Source organism: Algoriphagus sp. NBT04N3, assembly GCF_019443765.1.
Taxonomy (GTDB): Bacteria; Bacteroidota; Bacteroidia; order Cytophagales; family Cyclobacteriaceae; genus Algoriphagus; species Algoriphagus ornithinivorans.
The window spans coordinates 1,134,438-1,157,313 of the sequence record NZ_CP048415.1 but is presented as its reverse complement, the minus strand read 5'-3'; the positions used below and the strand labels follow the sequence as shown (position 1 = coordinate 1,157,313).

Sequence of the window (22,876 nt, the reverse complement as noted above, 5' to 3'; positions counted from 1 at the left end):
GAATTCTGGTTCTCCGCAATGTGGCATTGTTAAGAAACTCACCAACTGGTTAGAAAGACAAAAAACTTCTTAAACCACTCATTAAAACAGAATTCTGGCTCTTCACACTTTATTCTAATGTAAAAGCTGATATAAATTTTTTCAATTATTAAAATCTCCAATTTAATCCCTCAGCAATCTAACAAAGGAACAAATCCTATCTAGTTAGATTTTTTTTAAAAACATATATAAGAGTCGTCTTTACATGACAAAAACTATGTTTGGATCAAATCAGTGCATGAAACCCTCTCCCATTTGTAAGTTCTGAGAAAAATATTATTCAATATTTTAAAAATATTTGAAGAACATTATTTGGAGTTAATGATTTTACAGTATATAATAATATAAATAATGTAAATATGTAGAATATCGTTTTGTTGTATTTAAAATACATAAAATATTATTCTAAAACATATAACTCAATAAAGGTTATATGAAAAACAAATTAATGAACTTCAAAAGACAATATAAATAGGATCATGAAAGCAAAAATGACACTTAGTATCCTGTTCTTTTTTCTAGGCCTTTCAACTTTCAGCTACGCAGCTGTAAAAGATGATGAGGGAAATGAGAAAAATGCTGTATTGAGAGTAAATATTACTGGTAAGCTTAAACTTTGCAGTTTTGACGACAAGGGTTATGCTTTCGTAGACGTTAAAGGTGGAAATCCTCCTTATAAGATATCCTCAAGAAATAAAGTTTCTGATCAAATCCTAAGTGACTTGAATCCTGGAACATACACAGTTTTTATTGAAGACAAGGATGGAAACAAACTGGAAGAAAGATTTGTGGTGCAACCTCCTATGCCGATTTTGGCAGAGATTGTAGAAATTAAAAATGCTAATATTGAATCCAACGAATTGGGTGTTGCCAAGTTAGGAGTTAAAAATTTCGATAATTCAACATTGAAAATTGAGTGGAGTCATGGCCTAAAGAATAAAGAGGTTGCAGAAAATCTAAAACCGGGCTCTTATTTCGTAAAAGTTTCTGATGAATCAAGTTGCGAAACAACTATTTATTTTGAAGTAAAAGAATCATCAAATTCTGATTATTCTTTCACTATCCCTGCTAAAAAGTCATATACAAGTCAATTAATAGCTGAAGACAATCCTTCAAAATGGATGGGTAAAAAATTTACCAAAGAAGAATTAAAAGCCATTGCAGATGAGATTGCCTCCAAAATGGATAACAAGTAAAGTTTAGCTGAATGACTTTTATTCTAAGGTTTTAATGGGTTGATTATTTTTTAAAATACTTTAAGGCATGGATTAGGGGTCCATGCCTTTTCTTTTTTTAATCATCCAATCTTTAAACAAGCGGCAACTTCCAGCCATTATGATAATTGGCTTTGATCAATTGATTTGCCTCCGCATCGGTGAATAGATTTTTGGTAGCATCCCAATATACTTTTTTACCTGTTTTGTATGCGATATTCCCCATCTGGGCATTGATTGCTGCTACCGAACCTGTTTGAATAGCGCACCTCAATTTGCTAGGGTCATTTGCCATAACAGATTCCACAAAATTGACAGCATGTAGATCCAATGCACTTGGGCCTGAGGGTCTGGTATGAGGAACTTCCTCCACTTTAGGTACTCTTTGCCCGTCAATATTCTCTGTTTCAGGAATCACTTTCCAACCTCCTCGATTTACCACCAAGGTCGCATTATTTCCTATAAAGGCGATTCCTTCTGTAGTTCCATAATTTCCTCCATCAATTCCTGTAGCATGCTCCCAAAGCATATTAAATCCATCATACTCATACACCGTCTGCAAAGTATCGGGAGTTTCCGAAGCATCATCAGGATAGGCAAATTTTCCACCTGAAGCCATCACGGATTTTGGAGCGCTAACTCCCATGGCATAAAGGGCAATATCTATTTCATGTACACCCCAATCTGTCATCAATCCTCCCGCGTAATCCCAGAACCAACGGAAATTAAAATGAAATCGATTCGGGTTAAAAGGCCGCTTGGGAGCAGGACCTAACCACATATCATAATCAACACCGGTAGGCGCAGGACCGTCGGGAAGCACGGGTACAGGTTTCATCCATCCTTGATAAGCCCAGCATTTAACCAATCGGATTTGACCCAATTTACCTGATTTAACATACTGAATAGCCTGATCGTATTGGGAGCCGGAACGCTGCCATTGCCCAACTTGCACCACCTTGCCATATCTTTCTTGAGCTTTCACCATCAACTGACACTCCTCAATGGTATTCGCAATGGGCTTTTCTACATAGACATGCATACCTGCAGAAACTGCATCAACCATATTCAAACAATGCCAATGGTCTGGAGTACCAATAATGACCACATCTATATCCGGATCTTCCAGCATTTTCCTGTAATCCTTGTATTGTTTGGGTCTTGTGCCACGTAATTTGAAAACATCTTCTGTTCTCTGATCCAATACTGCTTGGTCTACATCTGCCAAAGCCACACAGTTGACATTTAGGATTTTTAGATGGGCATTCATATTGGACCAGCCCATCCCTTTGCATCCAATCACTCCATAATTGAGCTGATCTGAGGGTTTGATTTTTCGGGTAAAAGTCCCAAAATCCGCCGCTGTTAAAATACTGGGCATACTTAAACCAGCTCCTAGGAGCATAGTGTTTTGCAAAAATTTTCTTCTTGATGACATGATGTTTTAGGTTATTTAGGCTTAGAGTAAATTGAATTTTAGATTTACGATTTGTGAATTACGAAGCGGTGATTAGCATCAAACCTTTCCTTAATTTTTAGACTATTCTTCTTTCGAAAAAAAAGAATCAAGCCTAGAAAGACGCTGATTTCAATTTTTGAGGTTCGTAAATCGTCACTTGTAATTCGTAAATCACAAAGGTCTCACCCAGATATTTCTAAATCTTACTGGATTTCCATGGTCTTGCAACTTGATAGGCAATGTCTCTGGATGTGCCTTATAATTTGGTATACCAATGTATTCTGTTGGTCCTCTTAAAATCACATTATTTTGTACGACTACACCATTGATCAAAACCGTCACGGTCGCTGGTGAAGTCAACATTCCATTCTGATCAAATCTTGGTGCTTTGAATATGATATCATAGTAATTCCATTCCCCGGGAGCTCTTAATGGGTTCACCAAGGGAGGATATTGCTTGTAAATACTTCCAGCTTGTCCATTAGTATAAGTTTTGCTCTCATAGCTATCCAAAATCTGTACTTCATACATTCCCATCAGGAAAAAACCAGAGTTACCTCTACCCTGTCCCTCTCCTACAATCTCTGTAGGTGCTGACCATTCTACATGGTATTGAGCGTCTCCGAATGGAAGCTTGGACTGGATATCACCTTTTCCTTTCACCACAACCAATTCGCCATTCTCTATTTTCCATTCAGCTGGACTTGAACCGTCTTTCGCTGAGACAAAATTATTGAGGCTTGTTCCGTCAAATAAGACTATGGCATCAGAGGGAGGAAGATTATTCTGGCTTCCCGGACTGATTTTAGGTGGAACAGGGGTATAAAACTCAGTAGCCTGTGGCGGTAATTGGGGAGGAGTTGGATTTTGAGCAAAAGTGGTGACACTAAATCCACACAAAAACATGCAGACAAAAAGAAGTTTCAAAGAAGTCTTCATACAATAGATTATTTAGGGTAAAATTTTTAAGTCCATTAAATTAAGCCCAAATGAACGCAATCAAAAAACCATTGATGGATTTTTCATTGTCAGGCCAAATTCCTTTCCTAATTTTCAGAAAATTACCAAATATGAAAAAACTACTAACCGCACTAATTTTCAGTTTATTTACCTTTATACAAGCCTATGCGCAGGTAGATTACTTCTTTCCAGGCGAAAGTTTTGATCCTGCTATCCCTTCCCCGGAAGAATTTCTCGGCTACCCTATCGGTGATTGGCACACCCGATACGATTTGATTGTCAAATACTATGAAAAGTTGGATGCTGTAAGTGATTTGGCTCAACTCCAAACCATAGGCTATACCCATGAACATAGACCGAAAATCATTTTGACTATCGCTTCAGCTAGCAATATGGCCAATTTGGAGGCAATTCGTCAAAAGCAACTGCAATTGGCAGATCCATCCAAACCGAAACCCGATGTGAGTTCGATGCCATCCATCATTCACCAAGGATATGGCGTACACGGTAATGAGCCTTCGTCTGCAGAGGCCGCGATGCTTACTGCTTATTGGCTTTTAGCTTCCCAATCAGACTTGGCAAAGAATCTGAGAGAAAATGCTGTGGTTCATTTTGATCCAACTGTGAACCCAGATGGTAGAGACAGACATAGCTTATGGGCTAATTCCAATAAAGGCTTCCCTCCTGTTGCAGATCCTTTAGATAGAGAGCATAATGAAGCTTGGCCTGGAGGAAGAACCAATCATTACTGGTTTGACCTAAATAGAGACTGGTTGCCTTTAGCTCATCCTGAATCTCAGGTAAAAATTGCATGGTATCATCAATGGTATCCCAATGTCACCACAGATTTTCATGAGATGGGCACCAATAGCACCTACTTTTTTGAGCCTACCAAACCTTATGGATCAGAAAATCCGGTAGTTCCAAGAAAAAACTACGATGATATCAATCCGAGATTTGCTAAATACTTTGCCAAGTACATGGATGAAATCGGAAGTCTCTATTGGACCAAAGAGGTTTTTGACAATAGTTACCCAGGTTATGGATCCACCTACCCAGATATTCACGGAGGATTAGGTCTGGTCTTTGAAACAGCCAGTAGCAGAGGACATTTGCAAGCCAGCCAGCGGGGTGATATCAGCTTTGCTTTTACGATTAGGAATCATGTGGTGAACTCGCTAGCTACCATGGAAGCAGCTTTGGACAACAGGGAATACATGCATAATTACCTGCGTGAATTTTTCGAGTCAGCAGTTTCTGAAGGGTCCAAAGATCCGGCAAAAAACTATGTATTCGGAGATCCTTATGATGCCAGCAGAAATCAGTTGTTCATTCAATTCCTCAGAGATCACCGAATCAAGGTTTATGAAAACAGCAATGATTTAACAGTTGGAGGACAAAGCTTCAAAAAAGGCAAATCTTGGGTGGTTCCCACCGACCAACCTCAATACAGAATGGTGAGAACCATGTTTGAATATGTAAAGGAATTTGCGGATTCAGTCTTTTATGATGCTTCTGCATGGACTATGGCAGCTTCCTATGGTATTCCTTTTGCCTCCGCCCCTGGTGCAAAGGCTGGAACAGAAGTACTGAACTCTTCAATGCCTTCTTATGAGTTTCCTGAAGGAAATGCTTATGCTTACCTCATTGACTGGTCTGATTACTTTGCTCCTAAAATGTTGCATGATTTGCAGCAGGCTGGAGTTCATGTTGAGCTAATCAACCGAGACTTTAGCTCTCAAACTCAGGATGGAAAAATAGATTTCGCCAGAGGTACTTTGATGATCCCTATGGGCTTTCAGAAACTGAAAAAGGAGGATGTTCAAAAGCACCTGAAAGAACTCGCCGCAGAGAACTCCCAGAAAGTCTACAAAGTAACTACCGGGCTGAATGTGTCAGGTATTGATTTAGGCTCCAATCTGGTAGGTGCAGTTCAAGAACCCAAAGTGATCATGATTGTTGGCCCTGGTATTTCATCTTACGAGGCAGGAGAGATTTGGCATTTGATGGATACCAAAGTAGGGATGCCTATTACCAAGGTAAATTCAGACATGTTTAATCGAGTTAACCTTTTCGACTACAATACGCTGATTATGCCATCTGGATCCTACAGTTCCTTATCTGAATCCTCAGTAAGTCATATAAAGGACTGGGTAAATAGAGGTGGAACTATTATTTCCATGAAAAGCGCGAGTCTTTGGTTAAACCAGAAAGAAATTACCAAAGAGTCTCTGGTAGAATTAGAGAAAAAAGCCGAACCTAAAGAGCTTCCTTTTGAAACAAGGAGAGATTTTGAAGGCGCTAAGGCAGTGGGAGGAAGTATTTATATGGCAAGACTAGATCTTACGCATCCAATTGCCTACGGATATAGAAATGAAACCATTCCGGTTTATAGAAACACCAATCTCTTTATCCAACCTAGTAAGGATAAATATCTGACTCCAATCAGGTATACTGCAAACCCTTATTTGGGGGGATATATTTCCAAGGATAATTTAGAAAAGCTTAAGCAAAGCGCGAGTGTGCTGATCTCGCCTACTGGCGGAGGTAGAGTTATTCATTTCTTCGATAGCCCAAATTTCAGAGGAGCTTGGTTTGGCACCAATAAATTATTTCTGAACGCCATTTTCTTCGGAAACCAAATGGATTAAACGAAAGCTGGAAGACCGATTACCGAAGTTTGCATTTTCGCAAACTTTGAACTTCCTATAAGCCGTTAAATATCCTTATTGGTGGAAAATAATCCCTTTTTTAAAAGTCGCAGAATATATCATCTGCGACTTTTTTTTAATTTATTATTTCCTTCAAGTCGCCACTTCCTGAAATGATTAATTTCCAAGACTCAACATCAAACTCCAAAATAGCCAAGTTGCCGGGTGATAGATTAATATATTCTGAGTCTGACAAGGAGGATAGCAAAAGGCTTATCACTGGATTATGGCCTACAATCAAACAGCTTGATACCTCATCGGGAGTAGAATCTATCATTTGCATCATGGTAGAGAGATCACCACTATAAATATTGAGTTGAAGCTCAGAATTTTTGATTAATACGTATTTCCCTAACCATTCGGCGGTCTCTCTTGTACGTTGTGCCGGACTACAATACATCAAATCGATCTCATCGATACTTTCTTGGAGTATGGCTCCAACTTTTTTTATGGTAGTTATTCCTCTGGGTGTAAGTGGCCTTTGGAAATCACTTCCTTCTACAAAACCTGCCTCTCCATGTCGGAGAAGAAATAACTTCTTCATAGTTGATTTTTGCTTACTCTATAATTTAGCGAATAATTGGCAACCTATTCATACAAAGTAACGCTTTATAAAGGAGTAATATTTGCACGTGAAAACAATGCCGTCTATTTTTAGCTTTTCAAAACAAGCCTTCGGGTAAATGAAAACTGCTTTTTATGTCTAAAAACCTTGTAATCGTCGAATCACCTGCCAAAGCAAAAACCATTGAAGGTTACCTGGGCAAGGATTTCAAAGTGGCCTCTAGCTATGGCCACGTTAGAGATTTACCGAAAGGTGATAAAGCGATTGATATCAAAAACCGATTTAAACCGACCTATGAGGTCACCCCTGATAAAAAAGAGGTAATCAAAAACCTCAAAAACCTAGTAAAGGATTCTGAGACTGTTTACCTAGCAAGTGATGATGACCGGGAAGGAGAAGCTATTTCTTGGCATTTGAAGGAAGTTCTGAATCTTAAGGATGAAAATACTAAGAGGATTGTATTTCGTGAAATCACCAAAAATGCAATCACCAAAGCCATTCAAAATCCAAGAGGTATTGACTATGATTTAGTCAATGCGCAACAGGCAAGAAGGATTTTGGATAGATTAGTCGGATTTGAACTTTCCCCTATTCTTTGGAAAAAAATCAAAACCGGACTTTCAGCAGGAAGAGTTCAATCAGTAGCTGTAAGACTGATTGTTGAGAGAGAGCGAGAAATCGAAGCTCACAAAGCAAAGTCTTCATTTCGTATTACTGCTCAATTTGAAGTAGAAGGAAAATCTTTTCAAGCTGAGCTTCCAAGGAAGTTCCCGACTAAAGAAGAGGCAGAAGAGTTTTTGAAAGCTTGTCTTGATGCCGAGTTCAGCATTGTAAATCTTGAGAAAAAGCCAGCAAAAAAATCACCAGCTCCGCCATTTACTACTTCTACCCTTCAGCAGGAAGCCAGTAGAAAGCTGTACTTTTCTGTAGCCCAAACCATGTCTGTGGCTCAAAAGCTATATGAAGCAGGTAAAATAACCTACATGCGTACTGACAGCGTCAACCTTTCTGAAGATGCTATGCAGTCAGCAAAAAGTGCCATTGAAGATTCTTACGGAAAGCCTTATCATCATTCCAGAAAGTATACTTCAAAATCTGAAGGCGCACAAGAAGCTCACGAAGCTATCCGACCAACGGATTTCTCCAAATCAAGCGTTTCCGGCGATAGAAACGAGCAGAGGTTGTACGAACTGATCTGGAAAAGAGCAATTGCATCTCAGATGTCTGATGCTGAATTGGAAAAAACCACAGTCAATATTGGTATTTCCAACTCTGAATTGACTTTGACAGCCAATGGAGAGATCATCAAATTTGACGGGTTCCTTAAAGTTTATCTGGAAAGTACCGATGAGGAGCCAGAAGAAGAGGAAAGCACCAACAAATCACTTTTGCCTCCACTGAAAGTAGGACAGAAACTGGATCTTCTGGAAATGAAAGGAAGAGAAAGCTTTACTCGCTCTGCCCCTAGATATACTGAAGCATCCTTAGTGAAAAAACTGGAGGAGTTGGGAATAGGACGACCATCCACCTATGCTCCTACAATTTCAACTATCCAAAAAAGGGATTATGTCCTCAAAGAATCTAGAGATGGAACCCCAAGGGAATATCAGGAAATGAAAATTTCCAAAGGGAAATTCAAGGAGGAAACTAAGACCGAAATCACAGGAGCTGAAAAGCAAAAGCTTTTCCCTACCAATATTGCAATGGTAGTAAACGACTTTTTGGTGGAGCATTTCCCTAATGTGATTGACTTCAATTTCACCGCCAAGGTGGAAAAAGAATTTGACGACATTGCTGCCGGAGGCCAAGATTGGCAGGATATGATTGATTCCTTCTATGGCAAATTCCATCATCGAGTTGAGGAGACAGAACAAGTTTCAAGACAGGATGTCAATACCAGTAGGTTCATAGGAAATCATCCCCAATCAGGAAAACCCATGACTGCTCGTTTGGGAAGATTTGGACCTTTGGTTCAGATTGGAGACAATGAAGATGAGGAGAAGCAATATGCCAGTTTGAAAAAAGGGCAATTCATTGAAAACATCAGTTTGGACGATGCTTTGGAACTCTTCAAGTTACCAAGAGATGTGGGCATGTTTGAAGATAAAAAAATTGTGGCTGCCATCGGGAGATTTGGTCCCTATGTAAGACATGATGGCTCTTTTGTTTCTTTGCAAAAGGAGCAGGACCCACTTAGTATCACAGAGGAGGAAGCAATTCAATTAATCAAGGATAAGCGTGAGGCAGATGCCAAAAAGCACATCAAGTCCTTCGATGAAAATCCTGAAATTCAGATCCTAAACGGAAGATGGGGTCCTTACATCAAGTTTGGCAAAAACAACTTCAAAATCCCTAAAGACAAAGAGGCGGAAGAGCTCACTTATGCTGAAACCATAGAAATCATAGAAAATCAGCCTGATACAAAGAAAAAAGGGCGTTTTTCGAAAAAGAAGTAAATTAAAAGCCGGCTTAAACCGGCTTTAATTTTTTAACTTAAATGATACATTACAAATCATTGAGTAATCAAAATCTTAATCCTTTATGGAAAAATTGGTAGTTCTTTCAGGTGCCGGAGTTTCCGCAGAAAGCGGAATTAAAACTTTTCGGGACAGTGGAGGGCTTTGGGAAGGACATGATGTAATGGAAGTGGCAAGTCCGGAGGGCTGGAGAAAAAACCAGGACTTGGTTCAAGACTTCTATAATCAGAGAAGAAAACAGATGCTTGAATGCCAACCAAATCTAGCCCATCAAATATTGGTTGAGTTGGAGGATAATTTTGATGTGCAGATTATCACTCAGAATGTAGATGATCTACATGAAAGGGCCGGTTCCAAAAATGTACTCCATCTACATGGTGAGTTGAGATTGGCACAAAGCTCCTTAGACCCCAACTTGGTCTATGACCTGGATCACTGGGAAATCAAAAAAGGAGATAAATGCGAACGGGGAAGTCAACTGCGACCAAATGTAGTATGGTTTGGTGAACCTGTACCTAAAATGCTGGAGGCGATTGATATAGCCCAAAAGGCCGATATTTTTCTAATTATTGGTACATCTTTGCAGGTTTACCCTGCGGCGAGTATTGTGGATTATGCGCCTTCAAATATCCCGATTTACCTAATTGACCCTAATTCTAGCTTTTATAGCTTACCGAAAAATCTTACCCATTTTCAAAAATCAGCTACAGAAGGAATGAAGATCCTCAAAGAGGTTTTGCTTTGATCCTAATATTCACCTATACTCTTTGGGAAACTTAAGCTGTTAATTTTATTCGATTTTCGTTAGAGAAAATAAAATTTCAACAATTGATCTAAAAACCATAAATTGAAATTTAAATTACTGATTATCCGCAATCATGCCAGTTGCCATATTTTCTTTGTTTGACCGATTGGATACTTCGACTTCGCTCAGTACAGGCGACCGATGACCGAAGACCCAGCCACGGCAGGCAGGCGAAGCTTCCGGATTCTGATCCATTTACTTGACAAAAAGCCGTATCTGGTTGTTACTGGTAAGAAAGCGGATATATATATTTAAATTTTTCCTATGTCAACTCGCAAAAACTCCTGGCCACAGCTCGATTTTGAGTTATACAAAGACACATTATACCTACTTCACCATTGGACACAGATGGTGGGAAAAGTAAGGTTGAAAAAATCACCATGGCAAAATCATTCTTGGCATGTAGCCTTATATATCGATGCTCAGGGGTTCACTACTGGTCCAATCCCCTACGAAAATGGAATTTTTGAAATACGATTGGACTTCACCAGGCATGAGTTAAAAATAAAAACAAGCAATGGCAATCGAGATAGGTTTTCGCTAGGTGGTCAAACCGTCGCCAGCTTTTATGAGCAACTCCAAGAAAAATTGAAGTTCCTGGGCATTTCGGTTAAAATCCATTCAAAGCCCAATGAAATCCCTGAAGCCATTCCATTTGCAAAAAACAACAAGCGGCTGTCCTATCTCCCGAATGAAGCACAAAAGCTTTGGAAAAGTTTAATTCAGGTTCAAAATGTTTTTAGCGTTTTCAGAGCCAAATTCAGAGGAAAAAGTAGTCCGATTCATTTTTTCTGGGGATCCTTTGATTTAGCCTATACTAGATTTTCAGGATCTGCAGCTCCTGAATTTCAAGGAGAAATGCCCAATATGCCATTAGATGTAATGCAGGAAGCCTATTCCCACGAAGTTTTCAGTGTTGGATTCTGGCCAGGAAACGCTGACTTTCCTGAAGCTTGTTTTTACGCTTATTGCTATCCTAATCATGAGCATTTTAGGGCAATCTCAGTCCAGCCAGACACTGCATTTTGGCACGCTGACATGGGTGAGTTTATGCTACCCTATAAGGCAGTGCAAAGCTCTTCCAATCCCAGAGAAACCTTAATGAGTTTTCTACAAAGCACTTATCAAGGGGCAACTGAAGTTGGAAACTGGAACAGAAATGAGTTAGATTGTGATTTCAGTCATCTGGAAAAGAAAAATTCAGCAATCAACCTATGAACCAAAAAGTAGCTGTAATCGGTGTAGGTCCTTCTGGAATAACCGCTTTAAAAAACTTACTGGACCAAGGAATTGATGCGGTTGCTTTTGATAGAAACCAAGATGTGGGCGGAAACTGGATCTACTCAGAGGACGAATCTCATTCCAGTGTTTTTGAAACAACTCATATCATTTCCTCCAAAACTCTTTCCCAATACGAGGACTTTACTTTCGATGAATTTGATCCTGAAACTGCCGATTACCCTTCTCATGATGAATTGAGAAGATATTTTCAGGCTTATGCCACCAAATTCAATTTATATCCATTCATCCGCTTTGGTACTTTAGTCAAAAAATGTCAATGGATAGACCAAAAAACATGGGAAATAACTACTGAAAAAGATGGCAAGGAGACTGTGGAGATTTTCACCCATCTAGTTGTGGCCAATGGACACCATTGGAAGCCCAGATATCCTCAATATCCCGGAGAATTTTCGGGAGACTTCCTCCATTCCCATCAATTCAAAAAGGCAACTCCATTTAAAGACCAAAGGGTTTTGGTCATTGGGGGAGGCAATTCAGCATGCGATGTAGCGGTAGAAACCAGCAGAGTTTCCTCGAAAACAGCTATTAGCTGGAGAAGAGGATACAGAATTGTACCCAAATTCATTTTCGGGAAGCCATCCGATAAAGTAGCTGAGCAAAGTAAATGGATCCCTCCTAAGATCAGGATGTTCCTCAATTCTATTTTACTGAGAATCATTATCGGGAAAAATGAAGCTTATGGACTCAGACCTCCCACTGAAGCCTTCGGCGCTACTCATCCTACCATCAATGATGAGCTTCTGCATAAAATACGACATGGCAAGGTCAAACCTAGACTGGATATCAAGCGATTCGAAGGAAAAAAAGTCATTTTTGAAGATGGCAGAGAAGAAGAATTTGATACGATCATTGCTTGCACTGGGTATTGGTTGAGTCATCCGTTTTTTGATAAAGATTTTATAGACTACAGCAAAGGTCCTGTTCCGCTATATCTAAAAATGTTTCACCCTGAAATCCATAATCTCTATTTCGTAGGCATGTTCCAGCCACTAGGTTGTATTTGGCCGGGAGCAGAATTACAAAGTAAGCTGATGGCCCAAGAATTAATTGGCAAGTGGAAAAGGCCTTCCAACTTAGGGGAGCTTTGTCAAAAAGAGGTAAAGAACCCACATTACAATCAAATAGAAACCCCAAGGCATACCATTACGGTGGACTACCACCAATTTGTGAATGATCTGAAAAAGCAGTTGCCAAAAGAATACCTATCGAAAAAGCCTATTTTGAATAAAAAGGAAACTGTGAATAATGAAGTTGAATAATTCAATAGAATGAAAAAAACTATCCAGTTAATTCTTTGGGTTTTAATCGTAGGAGCAGTCCTTTTCTACGGATATGAATGGTGGAATAGTTTTCCAAAAGTTAGCTTCGCCCCGCCTTTAGTCAGTCATTCAAAAAAGGAAAAGCTGGACTCTATCTTAATAGCCACACTCAATCAAAATCAACTCTCAGGTCTCGCAGTTTCGGTTGTTCGAAATTCGAAGGTGACTTACCAAAAAGCCATTGGCTTTAATGAACTGGAATCCAAAGATTCATTTAAAACAAACACCATCCTTCCAGTTGCATCTATCTCAAAGATCTTTACCAGTTTGGCTGTTGCCAAGCACTTCCAAAGCGTGGGCCTGAATGTAGCTGACCCTATTTCAATCCTGCAACACCCTTTAATTAGTCCTGAATCAGATTTGGGAAAAATATCCTTTGAAGAATTACTCCGGCATGAATCAGGATTAAAAGACAAAACAGTTTTTAACGAGTTTTTCAAGCAAAAGAAAGATCAAAGTCTTGATAACTATGTCTTGGATTTTTTAGAAGGTTCACCAAAACTTGGTCGAAAAAGAGAATATCATTATGCAGATATCAATTTTGATTTATTGGGATTCCTGCTTTCCTTCTCTTCAGGAGCGAGTTTCGATCAATTGGTTCAAGAATCTGTTTTCCGGCAATTGGGAATGAAATCCAGTTATTTTAATGAAAGTTTGATAATTGATGGGGGCTACAGAAAAACATCTGTTTGGAAAAGGCTAAAAGAATCTCCTATTGAATATCAATCACACCCCTCCCCTTCTTCCGGCCTCCAGAGCTCTGTAGAAGATCTTAACAATGCCTTACTGCAGCTAATACGTCTCCATTTAGGAAATATGCAGGAAGAGCTTCTTTGGCTCCAAACAGACCCTGAAAAAGCTCCTGCGGGATTTCAAAAGATTGAAATTAATAAGCAGCAGTTTATTGGTCATTTTGGAGGCCAAGCTGGATTTAGTGCTCTTTTACTTTTTGATCCCGAAGAAAAATTTGGATTAATAATTCTTTCGAATACTCGGGACCGAGACAATTTTAGAGTTAACCTGGCAAGTGAAATCCACTCCCTCATCCAACAAAACCCATGAAAATCTCTTTTCCACATCCATTAATCATTCTTTTGGCTTTCGTCCTATTGTCTTGGCTAGCGACCTTTTTGGTTTCGTCAGGAACTTATGATAGGCAAATCGATGAATATACTGGACGGGAAGTGGTGATTCAGGGAAGTTACGAAGCTATAGAAAAGCAAAATGTCTCCTACGATGAAATGGTCAAAGCTATCCCGGAGGGGATTATTTTGGGCGCCGATATTCTAGTCCTTATCCTGCTTATAGGCGGGGCCTTTTATGTTGTTGAAAAGACTGGAGCATTGCAAGTAGGAGTTGAAGCATTGATCTACAGTTTCCGCGGAAACACTTACTTATTATTGGTCATACTTTCCATCTGTTTTTCAATAGCCGGGGCAACCATTGCCATGCAGGAGGAAATAATTGCTATGGTTCCTCTCCTGATAGTATTGTCCAAAAAGCTCAATTATGATGTAAAATCCATAGTAGGTTTGACTTTGGGTTCTTCATTGGTTGGAGCGGCCTTGTCCCCTATTAATCCATTCAATTCTTTGTTAGCTCAAAAATTAGCAGAAGTCGAAGTTTCTGAGGGCTTGGTTTATCGATTGGTGTTTTTCGCGATTGGGATAGGAGTTTGGACTTTTTTAATGATCAGAAATGGAAAAAATAAAAATTCAATTACTGAAAAAATAGAATTAAAGCCCTCTTCCATAGGATGGAGAAATGGATTGATTCTTTTTCTTTCATTAGGAGGAATCATATTTATGGGCTGGGGAATTACCCAAAAGGACTGGGGATACAATGAAATGTCTGCATTCTTTTTTGTGATTGGATTTGCCTGTGGACTGATCGGAAAATTAGGCATAAACGGAACGGCAAGAGTATATACAGCTGGTTTCGGAGAAATGATATTTGCAGGTGTGATTGTGGGCTTGGCAAGAAGTGTCTATTTGATTCTAGAGAAAGGAATGATCATCGATACGGTAATACACTCCATGTTTACTCCTTTGGAAGGGCTTCCAGATCAATTGGCAGTGATGGGTTTATTTATCAGTCAGCTTCTTATCCATATCCCAGTTCCAAGTACTTCTGGCCAAACTGTCCTTACCATTCCCTTGGCAAGCCCCCTAATGGATTTATTGGGAATTTCCAGGCAGCTTGCAGTATTTACCAGCCAATACGCAGTTAGCATGATGGATTTGCTTACCCCTACAAATGGTGGAATGATGGCGGTAATTGCAGCAGCAGGCATCAAATTCAATGACTGGATCAAGTTTATCATTAAGTCTTGGCTAGCAGTTATAGGAATTTGTTTGATATCTATTTTTATCGCCTTAATTTGGTTCGCATAACCTAAAAAAACCTATTTATGAACATCAACGACCACAATCCTTTACCTCCCTATCTTCCTTCAACTGACCGTTATGCTCAGATGAAATACCGAAGAACAGGAAAAAGCGGATTGCTTCTCCCAGAAATAAGCCTTGGTCTCTGGCATAATTTCGGCCATAATGCTGATTTTACTTTGGGAAGAAAAATATTGAGAAGAGCATTTGACTTGGGTATCTCACACTTCGACTTAGCGAACAACTACGGTCCTCCTTATGGATCCGCTGAGGAAAATTTTGGTAGAATCCTAAAAAAAGATTTTTTACCCTATCGGGACGAACTCATCATTTCTTCCAAAGCAGGATGGGATATGTGGCCCGGACCTTATGGAAATATGGGCTCCAAAAAGTATTTGGTAGCTAGCTGTGATCAAAGTCTCAAACGTATGGGACTAGATTATGTAGATATTTTTTATCACCATAGACCAGATCCGGAAACACCTTTGGAAGAAACTATGGGTGCCTTGGATCTATTGGTTAGACAAGGTAAAGCACTCTATGTAGGAATTTCCCAATATAGTGCTGAGGACACAGCCAGAGCTTATAAAATTCTGAAAGAACTCGGTACTCCTTTACTTATCCATCAGCCTAGGTATAGCATGATGGATAGATGGGTTGAAGATGGTTTATTAGACGTTTTGGGAGAAAATGGTATAGGAAGTATCGCGTTTTCACCTTTGGAACAAGGAATGTTGACGGATAAATATTTGAAAGGAATCCCTGAAGATTCAAGGGCAGCAAAAGACGGAAGATATCTTAAGCCAGAGCAAATTGGAGGAGAAAAGTTGGAGCAAATCCGTCAACTTAATGAAGTTGCGATCTCTAGAGGACAAACCTTGGCTCAAATGGCGATTGCTTGGCTTTTGAAGGACAGCCGAATTACCTCTGTTTTGGTGGGCGTTTCAAAACCTGAGCAATTAGATGACAATGTAAATGCAGTGAAAAACACTCAATTTTCGGAAGCAGAAGTTTCTAAAATCAAAGGAATCTTAGGTTCAAAATGAGTTCTGATAAAGCAAGAAGTGCCCTGATATTGATCGTTATTGCTCAATTTCTGGGCACTTCTCTTTGGTTTGCAGCCAATGCTGCGATACCGGAAATCAGTCAAATTCTCGGTCAACCAGAATTGACTGCACCCATTACTATTGCGGTTCAATTCGGATTCATATCAGGCACCCTGCTATTTGCTGTGTTTTCTATCCCAGACAGATTTTCTCCTCGATGGGTTTTCATGGTGAGTGCTATTTTAGCCTCCTTTTTCAATCTTTTCATCGTTTTGATTCCTCTACAGTTGGGAGTCCTTCTCATTTGTAGATTTTTCGTAGGCTTTTTTCTGGCAGGCATTTACCCGGTTGGGATGAAGATAGCGGCAGATTACTTTGAAAAAGGGTTGGGTACTGCCTTGGGATTTTTGGTAGGAGCATTGGTATTGGGTACAGCTTTCCCGCATTTGATTCGAGGGTTAGAACTTCAGCTTTCTTGGGAAATCCTCTTCTGGACTACCTCTGCTTTGGCCATAATAGGAGGATTGATAGTTGGGATTTTTGTTCCGGATGGTCCATTCAGAAAACAAAATCTAAAATTTGAATGGAGCCTAATCCCTAACCTCTCTAAGATCCCTGCTTTAAAAAGTGCTGCATCAGGATATTTCGGCCACATGTGGGAGCTATACACTTTCTGGGCATTTATCCCAGGATTGATTGCTTGGTTCAGTATTCAGGATATTCAATCTTCTCAAAACGCTTATCTTTCATTTGCAGTCATCGCGGTAGGGGCCATTTCTTGTGCTGTGGGAGGACTGATTTCACCCAGAATAGGAAGCGAAAAAGTAGCATTAACCGCATTACTAGGTTCTGGCATTTGCTGTATATTGGTTTTGATTATCCCGACTGAACCCCATTATTTTTGGATCATTTTCCTGTTGATTTGGGGGATGCTAGTTACAGCTGATTCCCCTCAATTTTCCACATTGGTGGCTCAGGCTACTCCCGCTCAGTACAAAGGAACTGCCCTTACTTTGGTGAATTGTCTGGGCTTTGCATTGACAATTGTTTCTATTCAAGTGGGGCAACTACTGCTGAAATGGCTTTCGATTGAACAAATGATCAGTTTACTGAGCATAGGGCCACTTTTCGGTCTTCTATTGTTCAAATTGTTTAAAAAGAAAAAGGAGGCTTTGTCTCGAAGCCTCCCTGCATAGTTACAAACCGGACTATTGATTAGCGAACTACATTTTCTAATGTTGCTAGGTAAACCCACTTTTGATCTCTTGAGTTCAAACCTTCATTGACAGCTTTTCTTTGTTCAGCAGTTTGCTCTAAGTCCTCATAAGCTTGCGCATTGAAAAACTGCATATAATCCTTATACATATTCATGGTCAAATGCGTTGACTTTGCTTGAGACCCTTGTGGCAATGCTGTTCGGAGGAAGCTCCAGTGTCCCATCAAACCCTTTTCAATTTTATTCTGGTGTATGGGTTTAAACACTTCCATTTCAGCTTGCTCGTACTGATTGAACTTACCCTCCACAGCCTTCATCAAGTCAAAAGAGGCAAGTACACCAGGTTTCATTTGGAAGTTGTCTTCCGTACTAACAATTTCTCTCATATAAAGCCTCATGGGCATATCTCTCATCGAAAGTGCATTTTCAAATAACTTTAGCACTTGAGGTTCACTGAGATGAGGATAGGCGATTTTTGTATACTCTATCATTTTTTTATCCTCCAGACCATTCATCATTTTCACCGGATCATCAAAGTACGTAATCATGATGTATTGGAAATCACTATGGTCCGCTCCTGACTGCAATGCCCAGAAGTCCCATCCATTTATTTGATCATCATTGAGAGCCTGCCGGTAAACTTTTTCCATAAAATCTTTAAACTCGATGTAATCAAAGATTTGATCATTTTCTACCTTGATAAATTCGAATACCATATACTGAGTTTGCTGGGCCCTAAGACTTGAGAACCAAAGCAACCCACAAACCAAGAAAAATAACAGCTTTTTCATATTATACATAGTTTAGGGATTGATGTGCTTGTCTTATAATTTAAAAAATAATTCTGTTTATATGCAACTTATTAAAATGAAATTTTATTTATTGAATATTTTCAGGATAAAACTTATTTTTAACAAAGAGACACCGAAAATGTAATTTTCATAAAAGAGATCAACAAAAGTTGGTATTTTACTAAAAAAATGATGAGAAGATGACAGGAATTTCAAGAAGATCTTGGTTAAAAAAAGCCGGAATGAGCGGAAGCTTGGCCTTATTTGGAACGGGTATAAGCACACAGCTTAGTGCTGAGGAAGTAAAAAAGTTTAATCCCAGACCATTAGAAGGTCCGATTCGATTGGGTTCAAACGAAAATCCATACGGCCCCTCTGAGAAAATGAGAAAGGCCATGATGGATAATTTTGACCTTGGCTGTAGGTATCCTTGGGCCTATAATGGGGATTTGGTGAAGATGATCGCTGATAAAGAAGGCGTTACTGAGGATCATATTGTCATGGTAGCAGGATCCACAGAAGGCCTCAAAGTGGCAGGAATCACATTCGGGCAAGGTGGTGAGATCATTTCATGCGCCCCTACATTTTTATCCATGATGAGCTATGCCGAATTGTGGGGAACGGATATCAACTGGGTTCCTTTGACCAAGGATTTGGACTTTGATCTGGATGAAATTGAGAAGCGGGTTTCTTATCAAACCAGACTGGTTTTCCTTTGTAACCCTAATAACCCAACTGGAAAACTATTACCTGCAGATCGTGTAAAGGATTTTTGTAATACAGTCAGCAAGAAAACAGTGGTCTTTAGTGATGAGGCCTATTATGATTACATCACAGAACCTAATTATCCATCTATGGTGGAATTAGTCAAAGAAGGAAAAGATGTCATTGTATCCAGAACTTTCTCCAAAGCCTATGGACTGGCAGGTATCCGTCTAGGATACATGGTAGCAAGGCCTGCAATTGCCGAAAAATTGAGAGATCGGGTGGTGGCCAATACCAATATTATGGCTATTGAGGCTGGAAAAGCGGCACTTTTGGATAAAGAATTTTATGACTTTTCAATTCGTAGTAATAAAGAAGTAAAAGCCTCCATTACCAAGACTTTGGATGAGTTGAAACTACCTTACCTGGATTCACATGCCAATTTTGTATTCTTCCAATCTGGAAGAGATATTGGGGAATTAAATAAAACCTTTGCGGACAGAGGAATCATCATTGGAAGACCCTTCCCGCCTTTGAACGATTGGTGCAGAATTTCCACGGGAACTCCGGAGGAAGTAGCCATCTTTAATCAAACCCTGAAAGAAGTATTAGGCTAATGCTTGAAAATGTAATTCTAGAAAATGAACAAATCCTGCTGAGACCCATGACTCGGCAGGATTTTCCTTTACTATTGGATTTAAGCAGAGAAAAATCACTTTGGGATTATTTTACTCATGATTTAAGTAGCCAGGAAGATTTTGAGGATTGGGCTGCTCCCACATTTTCTGGCGAAAGACTGCAGTTCACAATAATCGATAAAGAAAGTACACTACCTATTGGATCCAGCGCCTTTGGAAATTTCTCCCCTAGGGATAAAAGAATTGAAATTGGGTGGACCTGGCTGGGAAAGGACTATCATGAAAAAGGTTATAATAGGCAGATCAAATTCCTGATGTTCGAGTATGCTTTTGAAGTCCAAAAAATGCTAAGAGTAGAATTGAAAACCGATGTGTTGAATACTCCCGCAAGAAAGGCCATGCTTGCTATGGGGATCCATGAGGAAGGTATATTGAGAAGTCATACGCTCCTTTGCTCCGGAAGAAGAAGGGATACGATTTATTATAGTTTACTCGCAGATGAATGGGAATCCACGAAAAAGGCTTGGTATGAAAAAAGGCGCTGAAATTAGCGCCTTTCATTTATTATTTCAGCCAATCAGGCTTGGTCGTTATAACCTCCGCCTGCAACTGATTTAGCAAATTATACAATCCGAAGTAGGTTCGATTGATGTACAAACCATGTCTGGAACCCCTCGCCTGCCTAGACTTTTTAAACATCTTATCATTCGAGATTTTATCTCCCAACATAAAAATTTGCTCAAAGAAGCCATCGTCAGCAAAGTCAAACTTTTCAACATGAAATGGCTTCCCCAGTAAGGAAATCATTTCTTTGAATACTCCTTTGAAGTAGACTTTTTCTTGCTCGGTATCTTTGTCGGAAATAAATTCCAAGTCATAGAAAATTTGATTCAGCTCTTCTTCTTTGATCAATAAATCCTTTTTGATCAAAGAGAAGTATCCATGGTAAAACTCTTCCGGGATCACTTTTACACATCCGAAATCTATAATCCCCAATACATCATTTTCCTGTACGATGAAATTACCCGGATGTGGATCTGCGTGTACCTGCATCAAGTTGTGAACTTGATGATGATAAAAATCCCACAATGCCTGACCGATTTGATTTTTAGCCTCCTGACTAGGATTGGTCTCTAGCCATTCTTTGATATGCTTTCCCTGAATCCAATCCATGGTGATGATGCGATCAGCACTCAATTCATCATAATAGGTGGGGAAATTCAAGTTTGGAATATGCTCACAGGCTTTTGAAATTTCTCTGGATCGCTCTACTTCCAAAACGTAATCCGTCTCTTCCAACAGCCTCTCTTCTACTTCAGCCATGTAATGATCCAGTTCCTTCTCATTCATGTTAAGTAACCTCAAAGCAAAGGGACGAACGAGCTTCAAATCAGACCCGACTGAATCAGCTACCCCTGGATACTGGATTTTCACAGCGAGTAATTTATCTCCTTTGGTAGCTTGATGCACCTGACCGATGGAAGCAGCATTCACTGCGGATCTGGTAAAGGTGTCAAACAATTGATCAGGGGTTTTTCCCAGATGCTGTTGAAATGTCTTAACGACTAAAGGATAGGATAATGGTGGCGCAGAATATTGAGCCATGGTAAACTTATCCTGATACGCCCTTGGCAAAAGGTTTTTATCCATACTCATCATTTGAGCCACTTTCAAGGCAGAACCTTTCAATTGACTTAATGAATTATATATATCTTTCGCATTGCTCTGGTGTAAGGATTCCTTATCCAAAGCCGGATTAACCATTTTTTTGGCATAATGCTTCACATAATTCCCTCCTACCTTCGCACCGGTAGAAATGAATTTAGCCGCTCTCTGCACTTTGGAAACTGGTATCGCTTCCTGCTCTTTCACATTTTCAGCCATGGTTTATTTGTTTTGGTATAAAAATTTGGCAAAGTCTAAGAAGCTATCTAGGGCACTTTTTCCCATCAGGTCAAAAGCCAAATTGACAGACTTCTCAATAGCGGCATCTGTTTTTTCGAATCTTGGAGAATTATCATCCAACCAATATTTCAAAACGAACAATACCTGAATCCACAAGGCCTCATCATAGCGATCTGAAATCACAGGGCGGTTGGCTATCTCCTGTGTTTCCTTTCCCTCCATGATTATATCGCTGGCAAAATCCTTAAATTTTTCTTTAAACTCCTTCAATTCTGAAGGAATTGGATTCATTGCTTTACTTCTGTGCTCATACAAACTCAATAAATAGGATCTGTTTTTCTTGAGCTCCTCAATCCAAGTGAAGAGAAAACCGAGAAATTTTTCCCTCGCTGAATATTCCCTGTATACCTCTTGAGCCTCCAACTGGCTGATGGTATCCTCAAAAATCTGAACCCAGATTGCTGATTTGATTGCATCAAAGGAGGTGAAATAAGTGTAGAAATCTGCCTCTTTCATCTTCAGTTCTTTTGCGAACTTAAAGATCGAATTAGGAGCAGTTCCATTTTCTAATACATGATTTACAAAACCTTCCAGAATTAGCTTTCTATAATCCTTCTTGTTGGTCTTTTTCACTGTTGCTGTTTCCATTTTTCAGGTGTAAGTACAAAGGGTAAACACGCAAAAGTGACTTTGGGTTTAAGATAATGGCATAAAAAAACCGGGAACAAGTCCCGGTCAAAATTCTTGGGCGAAAATTATCAGTCCCCCACTTTTTCCACCACCAGATTATGATTCGTATAAATACATACATCTGCAGCTATATGGAGACTTTCTCTCACCATTTCCTCTGCTGAAAGGTGGGTAGCAAATTTCTTCATTGCTCTTGCAGCAGACTGCGCAAACATGGATCCCGAACCAATAGTTGCTATCTCCATATCAGGCTCAATCACATCTCCAGTGCCAGAGATAATCAAGATATCCTCCTTGTCAGCAACAATCATCATCGCTTCCAATTTGCTGAGCATTCTGTCTGTTCTCCATTCTTTAGCTAACTCAACAGCGGCTCTTTTCATATTATTGCCAAAAGCTCCAAGCTTTTCTTCAAACTTCTCCAATAAGGTAAATGCATCAGCTGTTGAACCAGCAAAACCTGTTACAATTTTCCCTCCTTGCAACACTCTGATTTTCTTTACACTACTTTTGGCAACCGTATTTCCCAAAGTGGCCTGTCCATCAGCACCTATTACAGTTTCCCCATTATGCCTGATAGCTACAACGGTGGTTGATTTGATTCTTTCCATGAAATAAAAGTTTTCTTGCTTATAAAGATGACTCTG

At 39.6% G+C, this 22,876-nt stretch carries 19 protein-coding genes; 12 read left to right on the top strand and 7 right to left on the bottom strand.

Annotated features, from left to right (window positions below):
* Positions 1 to 623 precede the first annotated feature (623 nt).
* Positions 624 to 1,235 carry a hypothetical protein gene (locus GYM62_RS04945; RefSeq protein ID WP_219958559.1) on the top strand — a complete coding sequence of 204 codons (612 nt, stop codon included), beginning with the start codon at positions 624 to 626 and terminating at the stop codon, positions 1,233 to 1,235.
* Between the two features lie 112 nt (positions 1,236 to 1,347).
* On the opposite strand, the gene GYM62_RS04940 is transcribed toward GYM62_RS04945, so the two are convergent.
* Both GYM62_RS04940 and GYM62_RS04935 read right to left on the bottom strand, forming a co-directional pair.
* On the bottom strand, positions 1,348 to 2,691 hold the full coding sequence (locus GYM62_RS04940) for a Gfo/Idh/MocA family protein (protein WP_219958558.1): 1,344 nt from the start codon (positions 2,689 to 2,691) through the stop codon (positions 1,348 to 1,350).
* Positions 2,692 to 2,883: 192 nt separating this feature from the next.
* Positions 2,884 to 3,618, bottom strand: a complete 735-nt coding sequence (locus tag GYM62_RS04935; protein ID WP_255590680.1) for a DUF1080 domain-containing protein — start codon at positions 3,616 to 3,618, stop codon at positions 2,884 to 2,886.
* A 164-nt stretch (positions 3,619 to 3,782) separates the two neighbouring features.
* Between GYM62_RS04935 and GYM62_RS04930 the strand changes: the two genes are divergently transcribed.
* Positions 3,783 to 6,323, top strand: a complete 2,541-nt coding sequence (locus tag GYM62_RS04930) for a M14 metallopeptidase family protein (RefSeq protein ID WP_219958556.1) — start codon at positions 3,783 to 3,785, stop codon at positions 6,321 to 6,323.
* Positions 6,324 to 6,459: 136 nt separating this feature from the next.
* On the opposite strand, the gene GYM62_RS04925 is transcribed toward GYM62_RS04930, so the two are convergent.
* Complete coding sequence (locus GYM62_RS04925) at positions 6,460 to 6,927, bottom strand: histidine phosphatase family protein (protein ID WP_219958555.1); 468 nt, start codon at positions 6,925 to 6,927, stop codon at positions 6,460 to 6,462.
* A 155-nt stretch (positions 6,928 to 7,082) separates the two neighbouring features.
* Between GYM62_RS04925 and topA the strand changes: the two genes are divergently transcribed.
* The 8 genes from topA (at position 7,083) to GYM62_RS04885 (ending at position 17,480) form a co-directional block, all read left to right on the top strand.
* Complete coding sequence (gene topA / locus GYM62_RS04920; RefSeq protein WP_219958554.1) at positions 7,083 to 9,404, top strand: type I DNA topoisomerase; 2,322 nt, start codon at positions 7,083 to 7,085, stop codon at positions 9,402 to 9,404.
* A gap of 85 nt (positions 9,405 to 9,489) precedes the next feature.
* Positions 9,490 to 10,170, top strand: coding sequence for an NAD-dependent deacylase (locus GYM62_RS04915; RefSeq protein ID WP_144604327.1), 681 nt, complete (start codon positions 9,490 to 9,492; stop codon positions 10,168 to 10,170).
* A gap of 324 nt (positions 10,171 to 10,494) precedes the next feature.
* Positions 10,495 to 11,448 carry a DUF5996 family protein gene (locus GYM62_RS04910; protein WP_144604328.1) on the top strand — a complete coding sequence of 318 codons (954 nt, stop codon included), beginning with the start codon at positions 10,495 to 10,497 and terminating at the stop codon, positions 11,446 to 11,448.
* The gene (locus GYM62_RS04905) at positions 11,445 to 12,791 is read left to right on the top strand and encodes an NAD(P)/FAD-dependent oxidoreductase (protein ID WP_219958553.1); all 1,347 of its coding nucleotides are present in this window, start codon (positions 11,445 to 11,447) and stop codon (positions 12,789 to 12,791) included. Before GYM62_RS04910 ends, GYM62_RS04905 begins: the two co-directional genes overlap by 4 nt.
* 9 nt (positions 12,792 to 12,800) lie before the next feature.
* A complete protein-coding gene (locus GYM62_RS04900; RefSeq protein WP_219958552.1) occupies positions 12,801 to 13,913 on the top strand; it encodes a serine hydrolase in 1,113 nt (370 codons plus the stop codon).
* A complete protein-coding gene (locus GYM62_RS04895) occupies positions 13,910 to 15,244 on the top strand; it encodes a YfcC family protein (protein ID WP_219958551.1) in 1,335 nt (444 codons plus the stop codon). Before GYM62_RS04900 ends, GYM62_RS04895 begins: the two co-directional genes overlap by 4 nt.
* 17 nt (positions 15,245 to 15,261) lie before the next feature.
* Entirely contained in the window at positions 15,262 to 16,284 is a 1,023-nt protein-coding gene (gene mgrA, locus GYM62_RS04890; protein WP_144604332.1) for an L-glyceraldehyde 3-phosphate reductase, read from the top strand.
* Positions 16,281 to 17,480 carry an MFS transporter gene (locus tag GYM62_RS04885; protein ID WP_219958550.1) on the top strand — a complete coding sequence of 400 codons (1,200 nt, stop codon included), beginning with the start codon at positions 16,281 to 16,283 and terminating at the stop codon, positions 17,478 to 17,480. The genes mgrA and GYM62_RS04885 overlap by 4 nt, the downstream gene beginning before the upstream one ends.
* 19 nt (positions 17,481 to 17,499) lie before the next feature.
* On the opposite strand, the gene GYM62_RS04880 is transcribed toward GYM62_RS04885, so the two are convergent.
* On the bottom strand, positions 17,500 to 18,291 hold the full coding sequence (locus tag GYM62_RS04880; RefSeq protein ID WP_144604334.1) for a hypothetical protein: 792 nt from the start codon (positions 18,289 to 18,291) through the stop codon (positions 17,500 to 17,502).
* Between the two features lie 200 nt (positions 18,292 to 18,491).
* Here GYM62_RS04880 and GYM62_RS04875 point away from each other — a divergent pair, with 200 nt between their 5' ends.
* Positions 18,492 to 19,613: a histidinol-phosphate transaminase gene (locus GYM62_RS04875; protein WP_219958549.1), complete on the top strand. Its 1,122-nt coding sequence runs from the start codon at positions 18,492 to 18,494 to the stop codon at positions 19,611 to 19,613.
* Complete coding sequence (locus tag GYM62_RS04870) at positions 19,613 to 20,179, top strand: GNAT family N-acetyltransferase (protein WP_219958548.1); 567 nt, start codon at positions 19,613 to 19,615, stop codon at positions 20,177 to 20,179. The genes GYM62_RS04875 and GYM62_RS04870 overlap by 1 nt, the downstream gene beginning before the upstream one ends.
* 19 nt (positions 20,180 to 20,198) lie before the next feature.
* Here GYM62_RS04870 and GYM62_RS04865 read toward each other — a convergent pair whose 3' ends face one another.
* The 3 genes from GYM62_RS04865 to hslV all read right to left on the bottom strand — a co-directional run bounded on the left by GYM62_RS04865 (position 20,199) and on the right by hslV (position 22,840).
* The gene (locus GYM62_RS04865; RefSeq protein ID WP_219958547.1) at positions 20,199 to 21,518 is read right to left on the bottom strand and encodes an AarF/ABC1/UbiB kinase family protein; all 1,320 of its coding nucleotides are present in this window, start codon (positions 21,516 to 21,518) and stop codon (positions 20,199 to 20,201) included.
* 3 nt (positions 21,519 to 21,521) lie between these two features.
* On the bottom strand, positions 21,522 to 22,187 hold the full coding sequence (locus GYM62_RS04860; protein WP_144604338.1) for a TetR family transcriptional regulator C-terminal domain-containing protein: 666 nt from the start codon (positions 22,185 to 22,187) through the stop codon (positions 21,522 to 21,524).
* A gap of 110 nt (positions 22,188 to 22,297) precedes the next feature.
* Positions 22,298 to 22,840, bottom strand: coding sequence for an ATP-dependent protease subunit HslV (gene hslV / locus GYM62_RS04855; protein WP_091655287.1), 543 nt, complete (start codon positions 22,838 to 22,840; stop codon positions 22,298 to 22,300).
* Between the last annotated feature and the right edge of the window lie 36 nt (positions 22,841 to 22,876).